The following is an 18,613-nucleotide window of genomic DNA, read 5'->3' as shown; positions in this document are numbered from 1 at the left end:
CTCTGTTGCGTGTTTAAATGCTCTTTTCATAAGCTTAGGTCGATAGCCGCTGTGCTGTTGCTGCTGCTGGTTCAGTCTGTCTGGGCACAGCAGGAAAAGCCTGTTCACTTGATTTTACCCGACCAGGTCCAGCTCGAAGCAGGCCTTAACAGCATTGACCTGCAGCTGATCAACAGCAGCGAAAAGGATTTTACAGGCGAGCTCAGGTTGCAGTTGCCGCAGGGACTGCGTGCCCTTGGTTCGGATCGTTTAACGTTTACGGTGCCTGCTGGGAAAAAACGGTTTATTACCCAGCGTCTTCAGGTCCAGGCGCCGGCGCAGTTAAGGGGGCAAACGATAGGTGTTCAACTTTGGGATCCTCTGGGGCAAATGGTTGATAATAAGTCGATGGCCATCGATGTGCCGCCCAAAAAAGCGGTGATCTTACAGGATGTTTCGGAGCAGCAGTATCTGAAGCATGTGGGTGATTCTATTTTTATCCGGACACGGGTTATCAATAATGGGACAACGGATGAGCAGATTAAAATCCTGTTTTCCTCTCCGGATCGCATTGGAAACACGAAATTTAAAGAACAGAATCTTTTCCTTCCGGCAGGGCATGATACGCTTCTCATTCTCCGTTTTGCTGTGGAGAAATATATGTTAAACAGGGCGCAGTACACCATCAGTACGACAGGTCTATATGATAATGGTGATGTGTTTGGAAATCTAGCTGTGCTATTGTCCAATATTACAGCCGATCGAAATTACCAGCAATTATTTGACAACCGCGGTAATCTAGCCGCTTATTCGCGTAATTTTATCGATCTGCAGGTCGATAATATGCTCGGTGAACAGCAGGCTTTTTATTTACGGTCGGAGGGGGAGTATCGCCTAGCTAACGGACAGCTCAGATACAGCGCCTATCTGACCAAAACTGGGGGGATGGATCGACCCACATTAAGCAATACCTTTGCCAGTTTTCTGAAAGGGAAAAATACCTATACGATCGGAAATTTGCAGGAGAGCATGGAAGCATCTGCTTTTGGAAGAGGTGTCAAATTTGATCATATCGATACAGCAAGGGCTGCAAATTTCTCGGTTGGTGTATTGCAACGTGCCGTAGACCTACTGGATTACAGTACTTCTGTCGATCCGGGATATACCGCTTTTGGAAAAGTCGTTTTGGGGGAAGGTAAAGCGGATCACCGTCGTTATGAGGGGCAGCTCTTCTATGATCGCAATGGTTTAGACAGTACGACCAGTCTGCTATGGTCAAATTCTTTTGATTTTTTGAAACAAAAATATGCAGGCAACACCGTACTGCGGGGTTTTGTCGCTGCTGGACTCCAGAGCCAGAATGGCCGACAAGCGGGGCCTGATTCCTCGATGCCTTCCTGGGCTTTGGGGCTCCGAATGGACCAGCGCTTTGCCAAATGGAGTTTTAGCTCCGATAATTTTTATAGTTCCCCTTATTATACCGGTAATCGCCGCGGTTCCCTGCAATTTGTCGAACGCTTAAATCGAAATTGGGGTAAAATATCCACAGCATTAAGCTATACCTTTTATCGTTATAACCCAAGTTATTTAAATACACATTTTCTCAATTACGCAAGCCAGTCTTCCCGTTGGGATTTAAGCCTGTATATGCCCCTGAGCTCATTTGTGACCTTATCAGTATTGCCAAACTATAATCGCGAAATCGGAACCTATATGTTTGTCGCGGGTACCCGTGAACTGAAGTCTGCCTCATGGCGCTTATTGTCCACTGTAAATGTGCGGTCGCGTAACCTGCAGCATAATCTGAATGTGACCACGGAGGCCGGAATCGTGTCGATGACCGATCAAGCGAATGGGCTTTTTGCGGTACGGACCGATTTAAATTATAATTATAAGAGTCTGGGACTTTCGGCTTCTTATCAGCAGGGTGCTTTTCAGATTTCGGATCTGGTGAGTGCACTATTAATAGGACGTTCGTTTGGAAATCGTTTTTCCGTGGGGCCTCGGGTAAGCGGTACGCTATTACAGGAAAGACTGCAATGGACAGCCAACGCCCGGGCGAATTTAAGCAGCAATTACGGAAATAGTTTTGGAGGGAACGCGAGTGTAAATTACCGCGTTCTGAAAAATACCCTGCTGACGGGTCTTTTTCAATACAATTATAGCGTCATGAAAACTGGCTATGATTACGATTTCAATAATTTGCGGATTGGTGTTCGGCAAAATTTCAAAGGATCAAATCTTGATCGTCCAGCCGTCAAAACAGGAAATATACGAGTCTTCTGTTTTTATGATAAAAATTTCAATGGCATATTTGATAAAGGGGATATTCCGATGGTTGATCATAGCTTTACAGTAAAAGGAGTCTTGTTTGTAACTGATAAAGCCGGTTATGCTTCCTTTAAGAAATTGCCCTATGGATCGTACTTGTTTTTTTCGCCAAAGCAAGGGCAGTATATGGCCGTGTCGAAGGAGATCGTGATACAGCAGTCAAATCTAACAATCCAGATTCCGCTCCAGCGCGGTGGGATGGTTCGGGGCGCGGTGCAAATAGCGTATACACAGGGGCTTAGTCTAGAGACTGATCTGAATTTAGATATCTACAAGGTTTTGGCAAAAGACGGGAACGGGAAGATCACCGAGATACGTACCGATAAGGATGGAAATTTTGAGTTTGGTCTACCCGAAGGAACCTATAGTTTCTACTTGGACAATGCAAGTTTTCCAGCAAACGTATTTACCGATCAAGAGGCGCAATCGGGAGCAGTGAGACTTGATGCTGATTTGGTGCTGGAGCCTTTTGTGTTAAAAGTGAAGTCAAAAAAGGTCAATGTCAAGCGCTTTGGACAATAAATTTCTATCCGGCAATATGCTGGGATTTTACTGTACTGATATGATCTAAAAGAGACGGATTCAAAATAGGAGATGTTTTTAACATTTCACGGACGGGGTATTTTTCGGCAATATCCGTGAGGGCTTTGAGGTGTTTTTCATGGTGGAGGTCAGTGCCCACGAAATCGTACATGCCTGATTTGAGTAAAGTCATCGCAATCGCTTTGACATCGACACCGTAATAGCGGCTGATGGATAGCAGGTTAAGCTGCAGCAGGCAGCCGGCATCCTTAATTTGCTTATAGATGTTAAAGTTGCCATGATAATAATTATACCGCTCGGGATGTGCAAGGATGGGTTTATAGCCTAGTTTTTGGATATCCAGGATGGTATGAAACAGCGCCTTTGACTCCGATAGATAGGACATCTCAATGAGTACATAACCCCCGGGGATAACGCAAAGCTCATTGTCCTGAATAAGGTTTGAAAGACCATCATCGATCATATGCTCCGCGGCTGCATAAATTTCAGCTTTGCTGCCGATATTCTTAAGGCCGCTTTCAAGATTGACCTGTGCTTGTTCGATGCTTGATTTGGTATTGGGATGAACGCCAGCCATAATATGCGGTGTGCAGATAAATTTCTTCAATCCCAACCGTTGCAATCCTTCCATATAGCCAAGCGAATTTTGTACAGAACTGCTACCATCATCGATCCCTGGCAGCAGATGATTGTGCATGTCTACCTCCAAAAATTCAAGCTGTGCTAAGGGTCTAATGGATGATTTTTTATTGGTACCGAACAAATTGCTAAAAAAGCCCATAATGATAGTTTTAAAAATGCTAAGTTAAATGGGGATATCTGGTATTTTGTTGGTATTTAATATATGATCGTGTTGGCATTTAGTTCCTGTATTCATATCCCTGATAAGACTTTACAAACAATATGCCAGTTTTTGTGTTTAATAAGAATGGAAGAATAGCTCAAGAGATGCTTTAATAGACTGAACACTCTTGCAAACACTTTTGTTTATGATTTTTAATAATTAATTCAGCTTTGTAACAGTTTCGGTATAATACTTGCTTGTCCCCCCATAGTGGACAAATAACAAAGAATAGGTTTTTGTTATTGATATTTTAGGAGATTGTTTAATTGCTTGTTAAATTTTAAGTATCTTGGCGATCTCTTTAAAATATTGCAAAAGCCATATAAGTTGGGTTTAAGACAAAAGCCTAAGAAAATATTATAAAAAAAATAAAAAAAGGGAAATTTATGATGGGTTCTCTAGGAGATTTAAAAAGACGTCTTCGCAAAGACAATCCACGATGGGTTATATTAATGATCGATATGTGGTTTGTGTTTGGAAGTTATGTGTTTTCAAACTATGTGGTCAACAACTTTAAAGGAGTATTTGATATTGCTTTGATGTTGAAGAAGCTTGTGGTCGTATTACCCGTGTTTTTTATTACCTTTCTCTGTTATAATACCTATCGGGGTATTGTCAGGCAAACGGGCATCCGTGATACCATTAAAATATTCAAAACAGTAGCTTCGGCCTATCTTGTGCTGATGTTGCTGACATTGTTGATCAAGGCTGTTTTTGAAAAAGGCACGATGGCAGGCGATTATCTGCGTCTATCTTATGGTGTTTTGACCATGCAGGCCTGTATCTTATTGGTGATCATGGTAGGGGCAAGGGTTGTTTATCGTACAATTTATGAATACCTGTTTTTACCCGCGAGAAAAGGAGAAAATGTACTGATTTTCGGTGCCTCACGTCCCGGTCTCGTTTCTTATTCCCTTTTAAAAGAAGACCAGCGGATCAAATATCAGGTTGTCGCTTTTGTGGAAGATAAGATTTCGCGTATAGGTAAACGGCTTGCAGGATTGAAAATCCGAGATATTACTGAGATTTCAAAAGAATTTGTTGAAAAAAATCAGATTTCACAAGTTATTATTGCTGTTGAAAATAACGATCCCGAGCGTTTGGAGTATGTATCGGACTGGTTTCAAAATATTGGACTTGAACTAAAGATTATGCCACCCGCGCGAATTTTACTTAATTCAGGAGCCAAGCGTGAAATCAGACCGTTAAAGATTGAAGATCTATTGGGACGGAAACCGATTAAATTGGACCACCCGGAGATCGAACAGGAGATGCAGGGTAAAGTGATCCTGGTGACCGGTGCTGCCGGATCTATTGGTTCAGAATTGGCCCGTCAGATTGCCAGACGTCATTATAAGACCTTAATTCTGCTGGATCAGGCCGAGTCTGCATTGTACGATATACAGCAATCGATTAAAGCTACGCAGCCCGAGCAGATGCACTGTGTCGTAGGTGATGTGCGTAACTATGCCTTTATGCAGAAGATATTTGCGCAATACAAACCTGATCTGGTCTTTCATGCGGCAGCCTATAAACACGTGCCTTTAATGGAGGCCAATCCGTATGAGTCTATTCAGACCAATGTATTGGGCAGTAAAAATGTGGCAGACCTCTGTATGCAATATGGTACAAAAAAGATGGTCATGGTATCGACCGATAAGGCTGTCAATCCAACCAATGTCATGGGGGCAACCAAACGGATGGCTGAAATCTATGTGAGCAGCTGCAGCGGTAAATCCAACACCAGCTTTATCATTACCCGATTTGGAAATGTACTTGGTTCAAACGGCTCTGTCATTCCGCTCTTTGAGAAGCAAATGGCCGAGGGGGGACCGCTGACATTGACCCATCCTGAAATCACCCGTTTCTTTATGACGATACCCGAAGCATGTCAATTGGTGCAGGAGGCCGGTGTGATGGGCAAAGGCGGAGAGATATTTGTATTTGATATGGGTAAATCGGTGAAGATTATCGATTTGGCTAAGCGGATGATCAAATTGAAAGGCTATCGTTATCCAGAAGATATTGATATCAAAATAGTTGGATTACGTCCGGGTGAAAAGATTTACGAGGAACTATTGGCGAATAATGAAAATACGGTGAAGACACACCATCCTAAAATTATGATTGCAAATGTAAATCATGACGAGCTTTCGCTGAAGGCAGAGCGTATTAATGCAATCTGTAAGCAGATTTTGGATGCGGAGGTTCAATTGCCCGATTTTATGGAGCTCGTCGCCGGAATGAAACAGATCGTCCCAGAATTTAAATCCCAAAATTCGGAATACGAAGTGCTAGATACACAAGTGGAGCAGGAAGAAATCGAATTGGTGAATGACGCTCCGGTAGAGGTGCCTGTATATTCTTTGGTAAAGAATGTGCTGTAAACCTGGTATAAAACAGCTAAAATTTAGAAATTAACACGATAAATAAGTTAGAAGCCTTCTTCATTGAAGGCTTTTTTTGTTTATTTCGTTTACTCATGGATTAAAACTTGTCAATTAACAAAAATCATCCTAATTTTAGCGAACTATTTGCTGAATGCATCATTCGAAGACCAATGGTCTAAACATTCGAGAATCATTATATGAATAAAACAATTTTAATTACTGGAGGAGCAGGCTTTATAGGTTCCCATGTTGTCCGTGAGTTTGTGTTAAAATACCCTGAATATCAAATTATTAATCTAGATGCTTTGACCTATGCAGGTAATTTGGAGAATTTAAAGGACATCGAGCATCTGCCTAATTATACCTTTGTTAAGGCGGATATTACCGATCAGCAGGCTGTCTCCGCTATTTTCCAAGCGTATCAGCCCGAAGGTATTATCCATTTGGCGGCGGAGTCCCATGTCGATCGTTCAATTGTCGATCCAATGGCTTTCGTCATGACCAACGTCATTGGAACGGTCAATTTATTGAATGCGGCCCGAGAAATCTGGAAAGATAATTTCGAAGGAAAACGTTTTCATCATGTATCAACGGATGAGGTGTTCGGGGCATTGGGTGCAACGGGATTTTTTACAGAAGAAACAAAATATGATCCGCATTCGCCATATTCGGCTTCCAAAGCAAGTTCCGATCATTTTGTGCGGGCTTACCACGATACCTACGGCTTGCCTATTGTTCTGACAAACTGTTCCAACAATTATGGGCCTAACCATTTTCCCGAGAAATTGATTCCTTTGTGCATTCATAATATTTTAAATCATAAACCGCTACCTGTCTATGGTGATGGAAAATATACCCGCGATTGGTTATATGTCATTGATCATGCAAAAGCCATCGATCTCGTTTTCCATGAAGGGAAAAACGGTGATTCCTATAATGTCGGTGGATTCAATGAATGGCAAAATATAGATCTGATCAAAGAACTGTGCAAACAGATGGATGAAAAATTGGGGCGGCCCCAAGGCTCTTCGGCGCAATTGATCACTTTTGTGAAGGACCGGCCAGGGCATGATTTGCGTTATGCAATTGATGCGAATAAGATCAATAAGGAATTGGGATGGAAGCCAACAGTAACTTTTGAAGAAGGTTTGTCACGGACGATAGACTGGTTCTTAGCTAATCAGGAATGGTTGGAACATGTAACATCTGGCGATTATCAACACTATTACGACAAACAATATAAAGACGCATAAGAATGACGTATACGGAAACAAAACTCAAAGGCTGCTTTATACTCGAACCGACTGTATTTGAAGATGAAAGAGGTTATTTTTTTGAATCATTTAATGAGACAAAACTAACCGCCATATTAGGTTACACACCACATTTTGTTCAGGACAATCAATCCAAATCGCAGTTTGGTGTGGTGCGTGGCCTACATTTGCAGGCCGGTGAATATGCACAGGCAAAATTGGTCCGGGTTGTGGAAGGAAAAGTGCTGGATGTCGCTGTTGATGTCCGTCCGGGATCACCGACCTTTGGGCAGCATGTCAGCGTAGAGCTTTCAGCTGAAAATAGAAAGCAGCTTTTTGTGCCAAGAGGATTTTTACATGGTTTTTCGGTGTTATCCGAAAATGCGGTTTTCTTTTATAAATGTGATAATAACTATCACAAAGAATCGGAAGATGGTGTAAATCCATTGGATCCGGAATTGGCGGTCGACTGGCAGATTCCTGCAGAACAAATGATTCTCTCTCAAAAGGACCAAGAGGCACAATCCTTTGCGGAATTACGGTTGAAGTTAATTTAAGATGCTATGCGGATTGTTATAACAGGAGCTTCAGGACAACTTGGCTCAGAACTAAAAGATCTTTTGCTGGATAATACCGAAAAGGAGTGTTATTTTTTGGATCGGAAACAATTGCCATTGGATCAAATCCAGATTATTCAGGATATCTTGGGGATGTATCAACCGGATCTCATTATACATGCGGGAGCTTATACGGCTGTTGATAAGGCTGAGGAGGATCAGGTAAATGCTGATTTGGTCAATCATTTGGCTTGTGAGGAGATTGCACAATACTGTCATCTTCATGGCACACGCCTAATCGCTATTTCGACAGATTATGTTTTTGATGGATCTTCTGCTTCAGCTTTAACTGAAACAGCAGAAACCGCCCCCATCAATGTATATGGGCAAACCAAACTGGCCGGAGAACAGGCGATTCAGAAGTGGAGTCCAGAAGCAATCATTATACGTACTTCCTGGGTCTATTCCACCTATGGCAAAAACTTTGTAAAAACGATGTGTCGTTTAATGGCCGAGCGTGATGAAGTGGGTGTGATCAATGATCAGATCGGTAGTCCTACCTACGCGAAAGATCTTGCCGCAGCCCTATTAAAGATTGCAGATTCGTCTAAATGGGAAGCGGGAATTTATAACTACAGCAACGAAGGCGAGATTTCCTGGTATGACTTTGCTGTAGCGATACGTGATTGTCGTTCGTTCAATTGTCAAGTAAAACCGATTCCCACGAGTGCATATCCTACACCTGCACGTAGGCCGAAGTATTCTTTGCTCGATAAATCAAAGATCAAGTCTGTCTTTGGTGTTGAGGTGCCTCATTGGGAAGTAAGTTTGGCTAAAATGCTAGCCGAAGAATTTGAAAATTAAGAAATAGCAAGGATTAAAGATTCTTGTTTTGGAATCTAAATAAAGTGTTATGAAAGGAATTATTTTGGCTGGAGGTTCAGGGACACGATTACATCCACTTACGTTGGCTGTAAGCAAACAGTTGATGCCTGTCTATGATAAGCCTATGATATATTACCCCCTGTCCACATTGATGTTGGCTGGGATACGTGAAATTTTGATTATATCGACACCGCAGGATCTGCCTCATTTCGAAAAGCTATTGGGTGATGGTTCGCAATTAGGTTGCCGGTTTGCGTATAAAGAACAGCCGAGTCCCGACGGATTGGCACAGGCGTTCTTATTGGGGGAAGAATTTATTGGCGATGATAAGGTAGCACTTATTTTGGGTGATAATATTTTTTATGGTTCAGGTTTGTCCAAGCTATTACAGTCTTGTGCTGACCCAGAGGGAGGGGTTGTATTTGCCTATCCTGTACAAGATCCGGAGCGTTATGGGGTGGTTGAATTTGACCAAGAGAAGCAGGTGGTTTCTATTGAGGAAAAGCCCAAAGCGCCTAAATCCAATTACGCCGTGCCGGGCATATATTTCTACGATAATGATGTTATAGCTATTGCTAAAGGTATAAAGCCTTCGCCGAGAGGGGAACTGGAAATTACGGATATTAACAAAGAATATCTCCGCCAAAGCAAATTAAAAGTGGGCGTTTTCGATCGTGGAACAGCTTGGTTAGATACAGGGACGGTACAGTCCTTGATGCAGGCAGCACAATTTGTCCAAGTGATCGAAGAACGGCAAGGGATGAAAATTGGTGCGATAGAAGAAGTCGCTTATCGGATGGGTTATATTAATCAACAACAGTTATTAGATGTTGCTACCCCGCTAAGAAAGTCCGGATATGGGGAGTATTTAATACGATTAGTTAAATAATTTTAATAGCTTTGCAATTTTTATAGTCTGCCTGGATGTTATAGTCCTTTTTTGAGACTAAAACACAATTATTATTAAAATAAAAATGGTAACAGCTTCCATCGTATTATTTAAACAGACCTATGCGGAGATCAAATCTCTATTAGATGGCTTGGACCAATCGGGTATCAATACGCTATTTATTATTGATAATTCGCCATTTAACGCTATAGAAAATGAAGTTAAGGTTAATCACCCTAATATTCAATATATACATCAGGCCAATAATCCGGGTTTTGGTGCTGCCCATAATATTGCATTCAAGAAAGCGATGTCCTTAGGGAGTGAATATCACTTTGTTGTGAATCCCGATGTGCTTTTGAAAGACGATGTTGTCCAATCGCTGGTTGATTTTTTGAAAGATCATCCTGAAGTAGGAATGGTGATGCCACAGATACTGAATGTGGATGGAACTATTCAATATCTGCCTAAATTCTTACCGAGTCCTATATCGTTTTACAAACGGATATTGTACCGTAAATTTAATTTATTCAATTCTTTTATTGCAAAATACGAGCTTAGAGATGTTGCGCCGGACTTAATATATGATACTCCTGTTATCTCCGGATGTTTTACCTTGTTTCGTATTTCGGCACTGCAGGAAATAGGGCTTTATGACGACCGATTTTTTATGTACCTGGAGGATTGGGATATATCCAGAAGGATGAACGAAAAATATAGAACGGTCTATTACCCTAAAGCAGCTATTGTACACGGGTATGCCGCAGGGTCAAGTAAAAGTTATGGTCTATTTAAAGTACATATTCGTTCTATCCGCGCCTATTTTGGAAAATGGGGCTGGTTTTTTGATCGTGATAGAGTGCGTGTCAACGAACGGACAAAAAAACAATTCAAATAGGATAAATTAGTTGTTTTTTGCTATATGAATATAGAATGTGCTTCCAAATCCAATTGTACTTTCGAGGGAAATCCTGCAGTTGATCCGTTTTGCAAATTCATGACATAACAAAAGTCCGATTCCGGTGCCTTTTTCATGGAAAGTCCCTTCAAAGCTTTTTTGAAAACCCTTGTCCTGAAGTGCAGCGATCGTTGTCGCGTCCATACCTAGTCCTTCGTCCCGAATAGAAATCGTCGTGCTTTCGGAATTTTCCTGCTGATCAATAACAACGGATTTCCCGCTGAGGCTAAATTTGATCGCATTGTTGAAAATATTACGGATAATAAATTCAAACCGCTTTAAATCTGTTTGGATGGTCAATTCGGAAGGGATATTGATCTGTATATTTAATTTTTTTAAATGAATTCTATCCGCAAAGAGCTGCTGGCATTCTTGAGCGACCTGCAGTGGATGTATCGTTTGAATTTCGAGCTTTTCATCGGCCATTTGCTGCGAGGACCAGATCAAAAGATCGTCCAGCATCTTTGAAGCAACTTCGACCTGATAGCCGATGCCCACAAGTATTTCTTTGATTTCTGAGGCCGGCAGATCCACAATCTTCGATACGGAGAGTAAGGTCTGGAAGGTCGCAATCGGACTGCGCAGGTCGTGCGAAACAACGGAAAATATGCTCGAACGAAAGCGATCTGCCTGAACAAGTTCGGTATGCTGCTGTTTAATTTCCTGTGCTTGTTGGTCTACTGTCTGTTTTTCCTTCCGCAATAATCTATTCTTTTTGATCAGCAAAAGGATCATCATCAAAAACACCAAGAGCACAGAAAAGGTTAAGATCCAGATCAGCTTTATCCAGTGGGTTTCACGTTCGGCATTCGCATTTTTTAATAGGAGGTTTTTGTTTTCGAGTTCTTTTTTTTCACTTTCATATTTTTCGCGGAGTTCTTCCCTGATCCGGACACGAAGAGCCGCGGCATCCTCATGAAACTTGCGGTCCGAACTATCCTGATCGCTCAGTATTAAATGCGCATCTTGTGCTTTGATCGCTTTCGCTATTTTATCAAAATCTCCCTGAAGGTCTTCCGTTAGATTGGTGAAACCGCTTTTAGCAATTATACGCTTGATGAGGGAAACTTCTTGTGCGGCCAGATCAAACCGCTTTTCTTTGACATAGATATTTGCTCGGTTGATGCGGGCATAACTTTCCCCAACAGGATCTTTTTTCTTGGTGGTAATGTCTATCGCAAGGTCGGTATAGTAAGTGCTCCATTCAAGCTTATCTGCCTTGAGATAAAGGTAGCTTAATAAAATGTAGGTATTGAAAAGATCAACTTCCGGCGCATTGGCTTTACAGAACTCAACCGTTTTTACTAAATAGTCAATAGAGTGGGTTATATCTTCCTTTTTTTCTCCATTTAATGCATTTTGAGCATATATGTTTCCAATATTGGTCGATATATTAGCCCGATTTCGGGTATCGTGGGTTTCTTTGGCTAAATCTAATGCACGTTGGTAATATTTTAAGGCCTGATCGGGATCATAACTCTTATTAAATACATTGCCTATATTGAGAAAGGAAAGCATCATTCCTTTTTTGTCGTTGCGCTCTTCCCGTTTTTTTAGGACCTTGAAATGGGTTTTTATGCTTTCATCGAAATTATTTAGCTTCAAGTATATGACTCCCTGTAAATTTAACAGATCAATTTGCAGCGCCTCAAATCTTTTGTCGGCGGCGAGCCCCAACCCTCTGGAAACGATCTCTTGCGCCTCTGTAGGATTGCTTCGGTAGATTTCTGAGGCAACTTTGTAATAGGCCAGTATTCGGGTAGAATCGCTGCTTGCTTCTGACAGCTGCTTGTCTAACTTGTCCCAGCCACTGTTTTGTCCATGTGCAGGAAAGGTAAACAACAAAATTAGGGTAACAATAGATAAAATAGATAGACGGCCCATTGGGATTTTTTTGCCAAATATAATTAAGTTTCTGCTTATGTGAAGATCGACGCTTCTGTAGCTGAGCATAGGCGATGATGTTGTAACATGTAATTTTCTAACGGAGAAACGATGATTTCTAAATAATAAAAATTATATTTATGTAGATCTTTTTTAGCCTACTTATTAGTGTTTATATAAATTATTGTGAAATTGATTTCTGATGCGATTAATTTCGCTTCATCTTAAATTTTCTTTTGATTATTTTTTTCTTTAGAAACAATTTTGAGGTTGAGTTTGTCTATAATACAATAGGTTCACGAGAGTGGGGGCGACAATAGTGTGAAAATTGGAGTGGTTTATAATTTTCAGTTTAATAAAATGCAAATATCATGATTACAGTTGGGATAATTGACATGGATGAGCAGGAACGGACAGAGACAAAAAACATCATCTTAGCAAAAAGTAACTCCGAATCAACAATACCAATACATATACTGTTTGATCAGGATACGCTGGCTTCTTCGCGCCGCAATCAAGTCCCTGATGTGATGATTGTCGATATTGATCATCAGGATAGTTTGGTCGTAGAACGGGTGAAAAGTGTTTTCCCGCGTACTGAAATATTGGTGCTGACCAATAATTGTGACGTGAAAACTGTCAGAAGTTGTTTTCGGCAAGGCGCTGTCGGCTATATACTGAAAGAAACCTGCTTGCAATCTTTGAAAATTGCCATAACCATGACATTGGGAAATGGTTCTTTTATTAGTCCTTTCGTCAATCGTGCTTTAATTGAACAAGCCTTCAGTGCCAAGCAATCCGAAAATTTATTGACTGCAAGGGAGCTACAGATTGCCAATGGTATTATTGAAGGCCTTAGTTATAAGATGATTGCCCAGAAATACGCGATCTCATTGGACACAGTCCGTATTTATATCAAACGAATCTATAGAAAGTTTCAGATCAATAGTAAAGGTGAACTGATTGCACAGTTGACCGCTTAATAATTCGTTACATGAACATGTGACTGCCTAAATTTCGATCTCTTTAAATTTAGCCTGATTTTTATGAATACTTGAATGATATGCTATGCCAATAAGAAGCCGTTTAATTTTGGTGTTTCTTTTCTATTGTGCTGCTCTTTTCTTATCCATAGCGAAAGGCCAGCAAAGATACGATATTGCCTATCATTTCGAATATGATTCCATCCCGATCACGGCATCTCAGACCTTCTCCAACAAAATAACGATCATTAATAACACCGCTGGAGCAATCAAACTAAGTCCCCAAGCGAATGAGACGAAGGCCTTGCAGGGATTGATCAAATTGCCACCAATGATACAGCTGAAACCGCATGAATCGAAAACCTTCCCTTTGAAATACATGACTGATCGACGGACGATCTCGGACGCAACACAAAAATTTAGCATTGGGCTGAATTCAAAAGACCCAACTGTAACTGTACAGCCGCCCCAAGTTTTCTGGACAACCTTGGATGTTCAGGCATCGCTGATGATTCAGTCTGAACAACCTGAATATTTTATTGATCAGTCAACCGGACTGACGCAATTTTTGGTCCGCATCGTCAATACGGGTTTAATACCGCTTACTTTTCAGCTGCAGTTTGCGAACCTGCCTTCTGAACTGGAGGTCGTAGGTGAAACTTTGCCAACAACATTGGCTGCCGGCGGACAATCATTATTGCGGTTTACAGCACGTATGCGAACAAAAAAAATAGCCACGGATGTAGAACTGACGATGACAGCTATTGAAGCTGGTGGCAAACAGCTTGCGACAAGCCGGGTTCGCATCATGACGGTAGGGAGCGTTAAGCGGTTCGGCTCGTCGATAAACTTGCCCGACCAGCCCTACAACAATACGATTGCTTTGCGCTATCTGGATATGGGACAGGATATAGCCGTCTATCAGCTTCAGGGATATGGAAACCTAGCGTTCGGCAAAGAGAAATCCTTGAGTTATCGCATGAACATGGATTATTTTAAAAGCCAGCGCACGTTTAATATGTATGATAGTTATTTGAATTATCAAACGGAAAAATGGGGGCTGAAAGCTGGCAATATTTACGAGAATCTAGACCAATATGTTAACGGCCGAGGGGTGAGAGCAAGCTATAAGTTTGATAAGTCTCGTTCGATCAGCGCGTATGCGGTCCAAAACAATTACTTTCTTTGGACTCAGATGAATACTTTTTCGCCCGGAGGAGGAGTTCTAGGACTGAAGTATGCTTTTACGTCAGAAAAAAATCAAGAAAGTAGCTTGGCTTATTTGCATAGTAAAGACAATTACCGAAATGTTCGCAGCCATCTGCTCAGTGGGAAGGGCTATAAAGACTGGAGCGAAAAACAAAACCTCACTTGGGAGGGTGGAACAAGTATCGAACAGCTGGATGCTGGCGGTCATAAGGCTGCTTTGGCAGCAGGCGTAAATTATAATGGAATCTTCGACGGCTTTCAGCTTTCAAGTGTCAATTACTACAGTTCTCCTTATTATGTGGGGCTTAGAAGAGGACTCTTGCAGTCGGATTCACGTGTTGTCATTCCGCTTGAGGAAACGAAGAGTATTTCCGTCAGGATGAGTTTTATGGATAACCGGCCTAAATATCAGGTCGGGGACAGAAACTACTTTTTTAGCAACAGCAATCGGATTGAAATTTATGAGCTGGGATATCGTACCGCATTTGGACGATTGAATGTTGATGTAAGACCCTACTGGATGAAGCAGCGCGCAGATTACCACAGCTGGCTGGGATTAGGTGCTAACGCTGTAAACTGGAAATCCAGTTCGGTAAGAACCGTCGCGGATCTTCATTTTTTTACATCGAACCATCGCTTCTCGCTGCAGACGGATTATGGTTATACTTATAGAAATACCGCTGAAAAGCCCATTGCTCCTTTTCATTCCTTACGTGTATCGGGTAATTATGATCAGGCACTTTTTGGATTTAACGCATTTGTACAGATCAACCCTTATTATTTAAGTGATCTTTTGGCTACCTATGAAAATGCTAACTATAGCATGTACTCGCTGGGGCCCAATACGCATTTTGAAGCATTTGCACATAGCTTACAGGTGCAACTTGCAACGATGTATAGTTATTATGGCTTTTCGAAAAGTAATAATTTGTCCATAAATGGAAATGCCCGTTGGCGGATAAAGAATAACTGGAGCCTCACTGCAGATATCTTTTATACCTTTATTAAAGGTAAATTGCTGTTTATGGCAGATCCCATAAATGTGCCGCAACCCCAGCCATTGGATCGGTATTCTTTTAATAATCGACAGATCAGAATTGGGATAGAAAAGAATTTTGGTCATCGAGGATATGATAAAGGATATCGTTTGCAGCTGACCTGTTTTGATGATAGCAACAACAATGGCATTCGGGAGGATGGGGAACCTGCCGTAGAATCGGTTCTGATTCGAATCGGAAAGGAAGCGGCCATAACGGATGAAAAGGGGCGTGTCAAGTTTGTCGATATGGAGGCCGGCTCTTTTTCCATTCAGACAGAAAACCATCAAGGTTGGGTTTCTCAGGGGCCATCCACGATCGTACTGACCAAAAACCAGTCCATGGACATTCCGCTGATCAAAACAAAACCTGCGAAAGGCAAAATAAAATTAATATCCAGTAAGTACCTGGAGTCTAAGCCTGATTTGAGCGGTATCAGAATTACCGCGAATGATAGACAGGGCAAGAAATATAATACGTTGACCAACGAAGCGGGAGAATATGTTTTCTATCTGCCTGTCGGTTTTTATAAGTTGACGGTGGAGACCGAAGGAATGCCTTTTGTTATTGAAAATTCGAATTGCGAAGCAGAAGTAAAGGTTGAAGGACAGACGGAGCTTCCATCCTTGCGCTACCGGGATCAAAGACGAAAAGTCGGTATCAAAAGATTTTAAGGAGCGACAAAGCTATAGACTATATTTGCGGTATAGGTACCTGCAGGTTTGCCCAGAAGATTGCTGGTCTGCGATGCGGGGATGCTGTACTGCATATTGAGTGTGCGATCGATGACCGGGTCGGCATTTTGGATGAGCTGCTGGGCTGTTGTAGACAGCGTAACTGTATTTACGCCAGTCTGCCCTGCCATTGGACCGATACGTAAAACACTTAACGGAATACTATTGACCCCTGAAGTAAAACTAGAAGAAGTGGCCCGTACATATAAATTGTAGGGCGTGGTCTTGCTCAGTTTTAAATGAGTGGGCATATTCGTACTAACTCCATTCACATAATTACTGGTCGTCGTAAAAGGAAGATTCACGGACTGCTGATTTGCGATGATTTCTCCCAGGTCGCTGACCGCAATAGTCAAACTTCCACTAGCCTGCGCCTGCACAGGAGTTGTTGGGTAGGCTGAAGACAATTTGTTCCAGGTGTAGGTGAGGGGAACGGTATAGGTTCCGGCCTGTATATAGTTGCTTTTTAGGAATGCGGTGCTAATGGAGTATGTATGTGTGATCGAACTGCTGTTATTGGTAGGAACAGCTATTCCCCCCGCGGCTGTTAGTGCCTGATCGCTGGTCGACAGATTGGCCGCGGTTGCCGTTGCAACTCCGCTCAGTGAAGCACTCACTGTGGATACAGGCGAAACAGGCAAGGTATTGTACGGAAAGGTTGTGTTAAAACTAAATTGGGCATTTCCGGTACGTATACTGGGAATATAGGGTACGGTACTTGAGACTGGTATAATTTGACTGGCGCTGATCCCATTTGCAGAACGGTAAAAACTAAGATTGTTTACGGCTATATTCGTTGTTCCTATGCTGGCGGGCGGACTGATAAATCCGGGTACGGTGATGGACAACGTGTAGCTTGCTGGAGAGATGGACCCCGCCAATACACCTTGCGTATAGAAGCTGACAACATTGCTAAATACGCCCGCGGTCCAGGTCTGGCTTGCGGTTGCAATGCGCGCATTGGCGGCTATAGCACCCGACGCAACACTTGCTACAGCTGCATAGAGCAAACCGCCTCCAGTTGAGAGGGCGACTTCATTATTCGTGCCCAACCCAAGCAATACCAAGCTGCCAATACTCGAAAGTTTCATATGGACTAAACTGGCCGGAAAACTTCCACTGGTTGTGCTGGTAAAAGTCGCTGCAGTTGATTTTACTGAAAAAGACGGAAGTAAGGTAATTACACTGGAATAGGTGCCTACATTGACAGGCGTATTGTAGTCGGTTCTAGCCTGTATATTGGCTTGGGGCAGGGTAATAGCAGTCGTCTGTGCATAAATATGATGCCCATAGAAGCTGAATAAACTTAGGAAACAAACAGCAAAATTCCGTTTAATATGTAATTTCTTTCTCTGCAATTTTTAAATCATATTGGCTGCCCGCATCTAATATTGCAACGGCAAGATAATGTCCTGCAGCCAGTTTCTCTGGAAGGTCGATTTGTACCCACTGATCCGAGTTGGGGAGCATCGCGATAGCGACGGCTTTAATAGGGATTTCTTCGCCTGTCTCTGTATTGGTCAGCTCAAACCGTACATAGGCATCTTTGTTAATCTGTCCTGTGTTTTTAACATGTACATCCATCCGGCGCACAGATTGCCCCGTTTGATTGGGAATGATATGCCTGTCTTCAAAAGCAAGGAATTCCAGATCTCCGGGATTTAGTCCTGAAGGGGTATGATAAATTTGGATCCCTACTTCGATGAGCACATTCATATGAAGACCATGCTGGAGGGCGGCCTTCTGTTCTTTCACCTGTGTAAAGAACAGCATCGTATTGCTTAGCCGCTGCGGGACTGGATCTTTGGGGACCGTCATCGAAAGGCTGACCGATTTGGTCTCTCCCGGTGCCAACCGTACCGTGTTTTCCGATAGCGTCAGCCAAGCCGCATTTGATTGCTGTTTTTGGCCCGGAGAATAGTATTTTTTTACGCCAATCGAATCGCGATCCCAATCTTTCAGATTGGCAACAAAAGAGAGCTCCGTGTTTGAGGTGTTGCTAAATGTAATCACCTGGGAAACTGTCTGCCCTGGCTCACCAGTAAAAAAGATGCGGGATGGAGAAATTGAAATACCCTGTCCATAGATCAGGGTATTACAGATATAAAGGACGAATAGTGTTAAATAATATCTCACG

At 42.2% G+C, this 18,613-nt stretch carries 13 protein-coding genes; 9 read left to right on the top strand and 4 right to left on the bottom strand.

Translation table 11 applies throughout. The annotated features are described in order from the left end of the window. Positions 1 to 9: 9 nt before the first annotated feature. Positions 10 to 2,832 (top strand): MSCRAMM family protein, encoded by a 2,823-nt coding sequence (locus B3C94_RS03125; RefSeq protein WP_293898838.1) that lies wholly within the window; start codon positions 10 to 12, stop codon positions 2,830 to 2,832. 4 nt (positions 2,833 to 2,836) lie between these two features. Here B3C94_RS03125 and B3C94_RS03120 read toward each other — a convergent pair whose 3' ends face one another. Beyond that, positions 2,837 to 3,634 (bottom strand): tyrosine-protein phosphatase, encoded by a 798-nt coding sequence (locus B3C94_RS03120; RefSeq protein WP_293898835.1) that lies wholly within the window; start codon positions 3,632 to 3,634, stop codon positions 2,837 to 2,839. Positions 3,635 to 4,083: 449 nt separating this feature from the next. Between B3C94_RS03120 and B3C94_RS03115 the strand changes: the two genes are divergently transcribed. The 6 genes from B3C94_RS03115 to B3C94_RS03090 all read left to right on the top strand — a co-directional run bounded on the left by B3C94_RS03115 (position 4,084) and on the right by B3C94_RS03090 (position 10,569). Continuing rightward, entirely contained in the window at positions 4,084 to 6,084 is a 2,001-nt protein-coding gene (locus B3C94_RS03115) for a polysaccharide biosynthesis protein (RefSeq protein ID WP_293898832.1), read from the top strand. Between the two features lie 200 nt (positions 6,085 to 6,284). Beyond that, positions 6,285 to 7,340 (top strand): dTDP-glucose 4,6-dehydratase, encoded by a 1,056-nt coding sequence (gene rfbB / locus B3C94_RS03110; RefSeq protein WP_293898829.1) that lies wholly within the window; start codon positions 6,285 to 6,287, stop codon positions 7,338 to 7,340. Between the two features lie 2 nt (positions 7,341 to 7,342). Further along, positions 7,343 to 7,897, top strand: a complete 555-nt coding sequence (gene rfbC, locus B3C94_RS03105) for a dTDP-4-dehydrorhamnose 3,5-epimerase (RefSeq protein ID WP_293898826.1) — start codon at positions 7,343 to 7,345, stop codon at positions 7,895 to 7,897. Between the two features lie 6 nt (positions 7,898 to 7,903). Further along, complete coding sequence (gene rfbD, locus B3C94_RS03100) at positions 7,904 to 8,761, top strand: dTDP-4-dehydrorhamnose reductase (protein ID WP_293898823.1); 858 nt, start codon at positions 7,904 to 7,906, stop codon at positions 8,759 to 8,761. A 49-nt stretch (positions 8,762 to 8,810) separates the two neighbouring features. Further along, the gene (gene rfbA, locus B3C94_RS03095) at positions 8,811 to 9,671 is read left to right on the top strand and encodes a glucose-1-phosphate thymidylyltransferase RfbA (protein ID WP_293898820.1); all 861 of its coding nucleotides are present in this window, start codon (positions 8,811 to 8,813) and stop codon (positions 9,669 to 9,671) included. Between the two features lie 85 nt (positions 9,672 to 9,756). Continuing rightward, positions 9,757 to 10,569 (top strand): glycosyltransferase, encoded by an 813-nt coding sequence (locus B3C94_RS03090; RefSeq protein ID WP_293898817.1) that lies wholly within the window; start codon positions 9,757 to 9,759, stop codon positions 10,567 to 10,569. 6 nt (positions 10,570 to 10,575) lie between these two features. Here B3C94_RS03090 and B3C94_RS03085 read toward each other — a convergent pair whose 3' ends face one another. Beyond that, positions 10,576 to 12,513, bottom strand: a complete 1,938-nt coding sequence (locus B3C94_RS03085; RefSeq protein WP_293898814.1) for a tetratricopeptide repeat-containing sensor histidine kinase — start codon at positions 12,511 to 12,513, stop codon at positions 10,576 to 10,578. Positions 12,514 to 12,884: 371 nt separating this feature from the next. Between B3C94_RS03085 and B3C94_RS03080 the strand changes: the two genes are divergently transcribed. Both B3C94_RS03080 and B3C94_RS03075 read left to right on the top strand, forming a co-directional pair. Then, positions 12,885 to 13,496, top strand: coding sequence for a LuxR C-terminal-related transcriptional regulator (locus tag B3C94_RS03080; protein ID WP_293898811.1), 612 nt, complete (start codon positions 12,885 to 12,887; stop codon positions 13,494 to 13,496). Between the two features lie 85 nt (positions 13,497 to 13,581). Then, on the top strand, positions 13,582 to 16,416 hold the full coding sequence (locus B3C94_RS03075) for a hypothetical protein (RefSeq protein ID WP_293898808.1): 2,835 nt from the start codon (positions 13,582 to 13,584) through the stop codon (positions 16,414 to 16,416). Here B3C94_RS03075 and B3C94_RS03070 read toward each other — a convergent pair. Then, positions 16,413 to 17,834 (bottom strand): hypothetical protein, encoded by a 1,422-nt coding sequence (locus tag B3C94_RS03070; protein ID WP_293898805.1) that lies wholly within the window; start codon positions 17,832 to 17,834, stop codon positions 16,413 to 16,415. The genes B3C94_RS03075 and B3C94_RS03070 overlap by 4 nt on opposite strands. After that, the gene (locus B3C94_RS03065; protein WP_293898801.1) at positions 17,809 to 18,612 is read right to left on the bottom strand and encodes an Fn3-like domain-containing protein; all 804 of its coding nucleotides are present in this window, start codon (positions 18,610 to 18,612) and stop codon (positions 17,809 to 17,811) included. Before B3C94_RS03065 ends, B3C94_RS03070 begins: the two co-directional genes overlap by 26 nt. Position 18,613 lies beyond the last annotated feature (1 nt).

The sequence above is a fragment of the Sphingobacterium sp. UBA5670 genome, from assembly GCF_002420705.1.
Classification (GTDB): Bacteria; Bacteroidota; Bacteroidia; order Sphingobacteriales; family Sphingobacteriaceae; genus Sphingobacterium.
The sequence above is the reverse complement of the archived record's forward strand: the minus strand, read 5'-3'. Positions and strand labels throughout refer to the sequence as shown.

What these genes read in the sequence shown, in the direction of transcription:
- B3C94_RS03120 (WP_293898835.1), bottom strand. Translation starts at nt 3,634, where the DNA reads ATGGGCTTTTTTAGCAATTTGTTCGGTACCAATAAAAAATCATCCATT.
- B3C94_RS03115 (WP_293898832.1), top strand. Translation starts at nt 4,084, where the DNA reads ATGATGGGTTCTCTAGGAGATTTAAAAAGACGTCTTCGCAAAGACAAT.
- rfbB (WP_293898829.1), top strand. Translation starts at nt 6,285, where the DNA reads ATGAATAAAACAATTTTAATTACTGGAGGAGCAGGCTTTATAGGTTCC.
- rfbC (WP_293898826.1), top strand. Translation starts at nt 7,343, where the DNA reads ATGACGTATACGGAAACAAAACTCAAAGGCTGCTTTATACTCGAACCG.
- rfbD (WP_293898823.1), top strand. Translation starts at nt 7,904, where the DNA reads ATGCGGATTGTTATAACAGGAGCTTCAGGACAACTTGGCTCAGAACTA.
- rfbA (WP_293898820.1), top strand. Translation starts at nt 8,811, where the DNA reads ATGAAAGGAATTATTTTGGCTGGAGGTTCAGGGACACGATTACATCCA.
- B3C94_RS03090 (WP_293898817.1), top strand. Translation starts at nt 9,757, where the DNA reads ATGGTAACAGCTTCCATCGTATTATTTAAACAGACCTATGCGGAGATC.
- B3C94_RS03085 (WP_293898814.1), bottom strand. Translation starts at nt 12,513, where the DNA reads ATGGGCCGTCTATCTATTTTATCTATTGTTACCCTAATTTTGTTGTTT.
- B3C94_RS03080 (WP_293898811.1), top strand. Translation starts at nt 12,885, where the DNA reads ATGATTACAGTTGGGATAATTGACATGGATGAGCAGGAACGGACAGAG.
- B3C94_RS03075 (WP_293898808.1), top strand. Translation starts at nt 13,582, where the DNA reads ATGCCAATAAGAAGCCGTTTAATTTTGGTGTTTCTTTTCTATTGTGCT.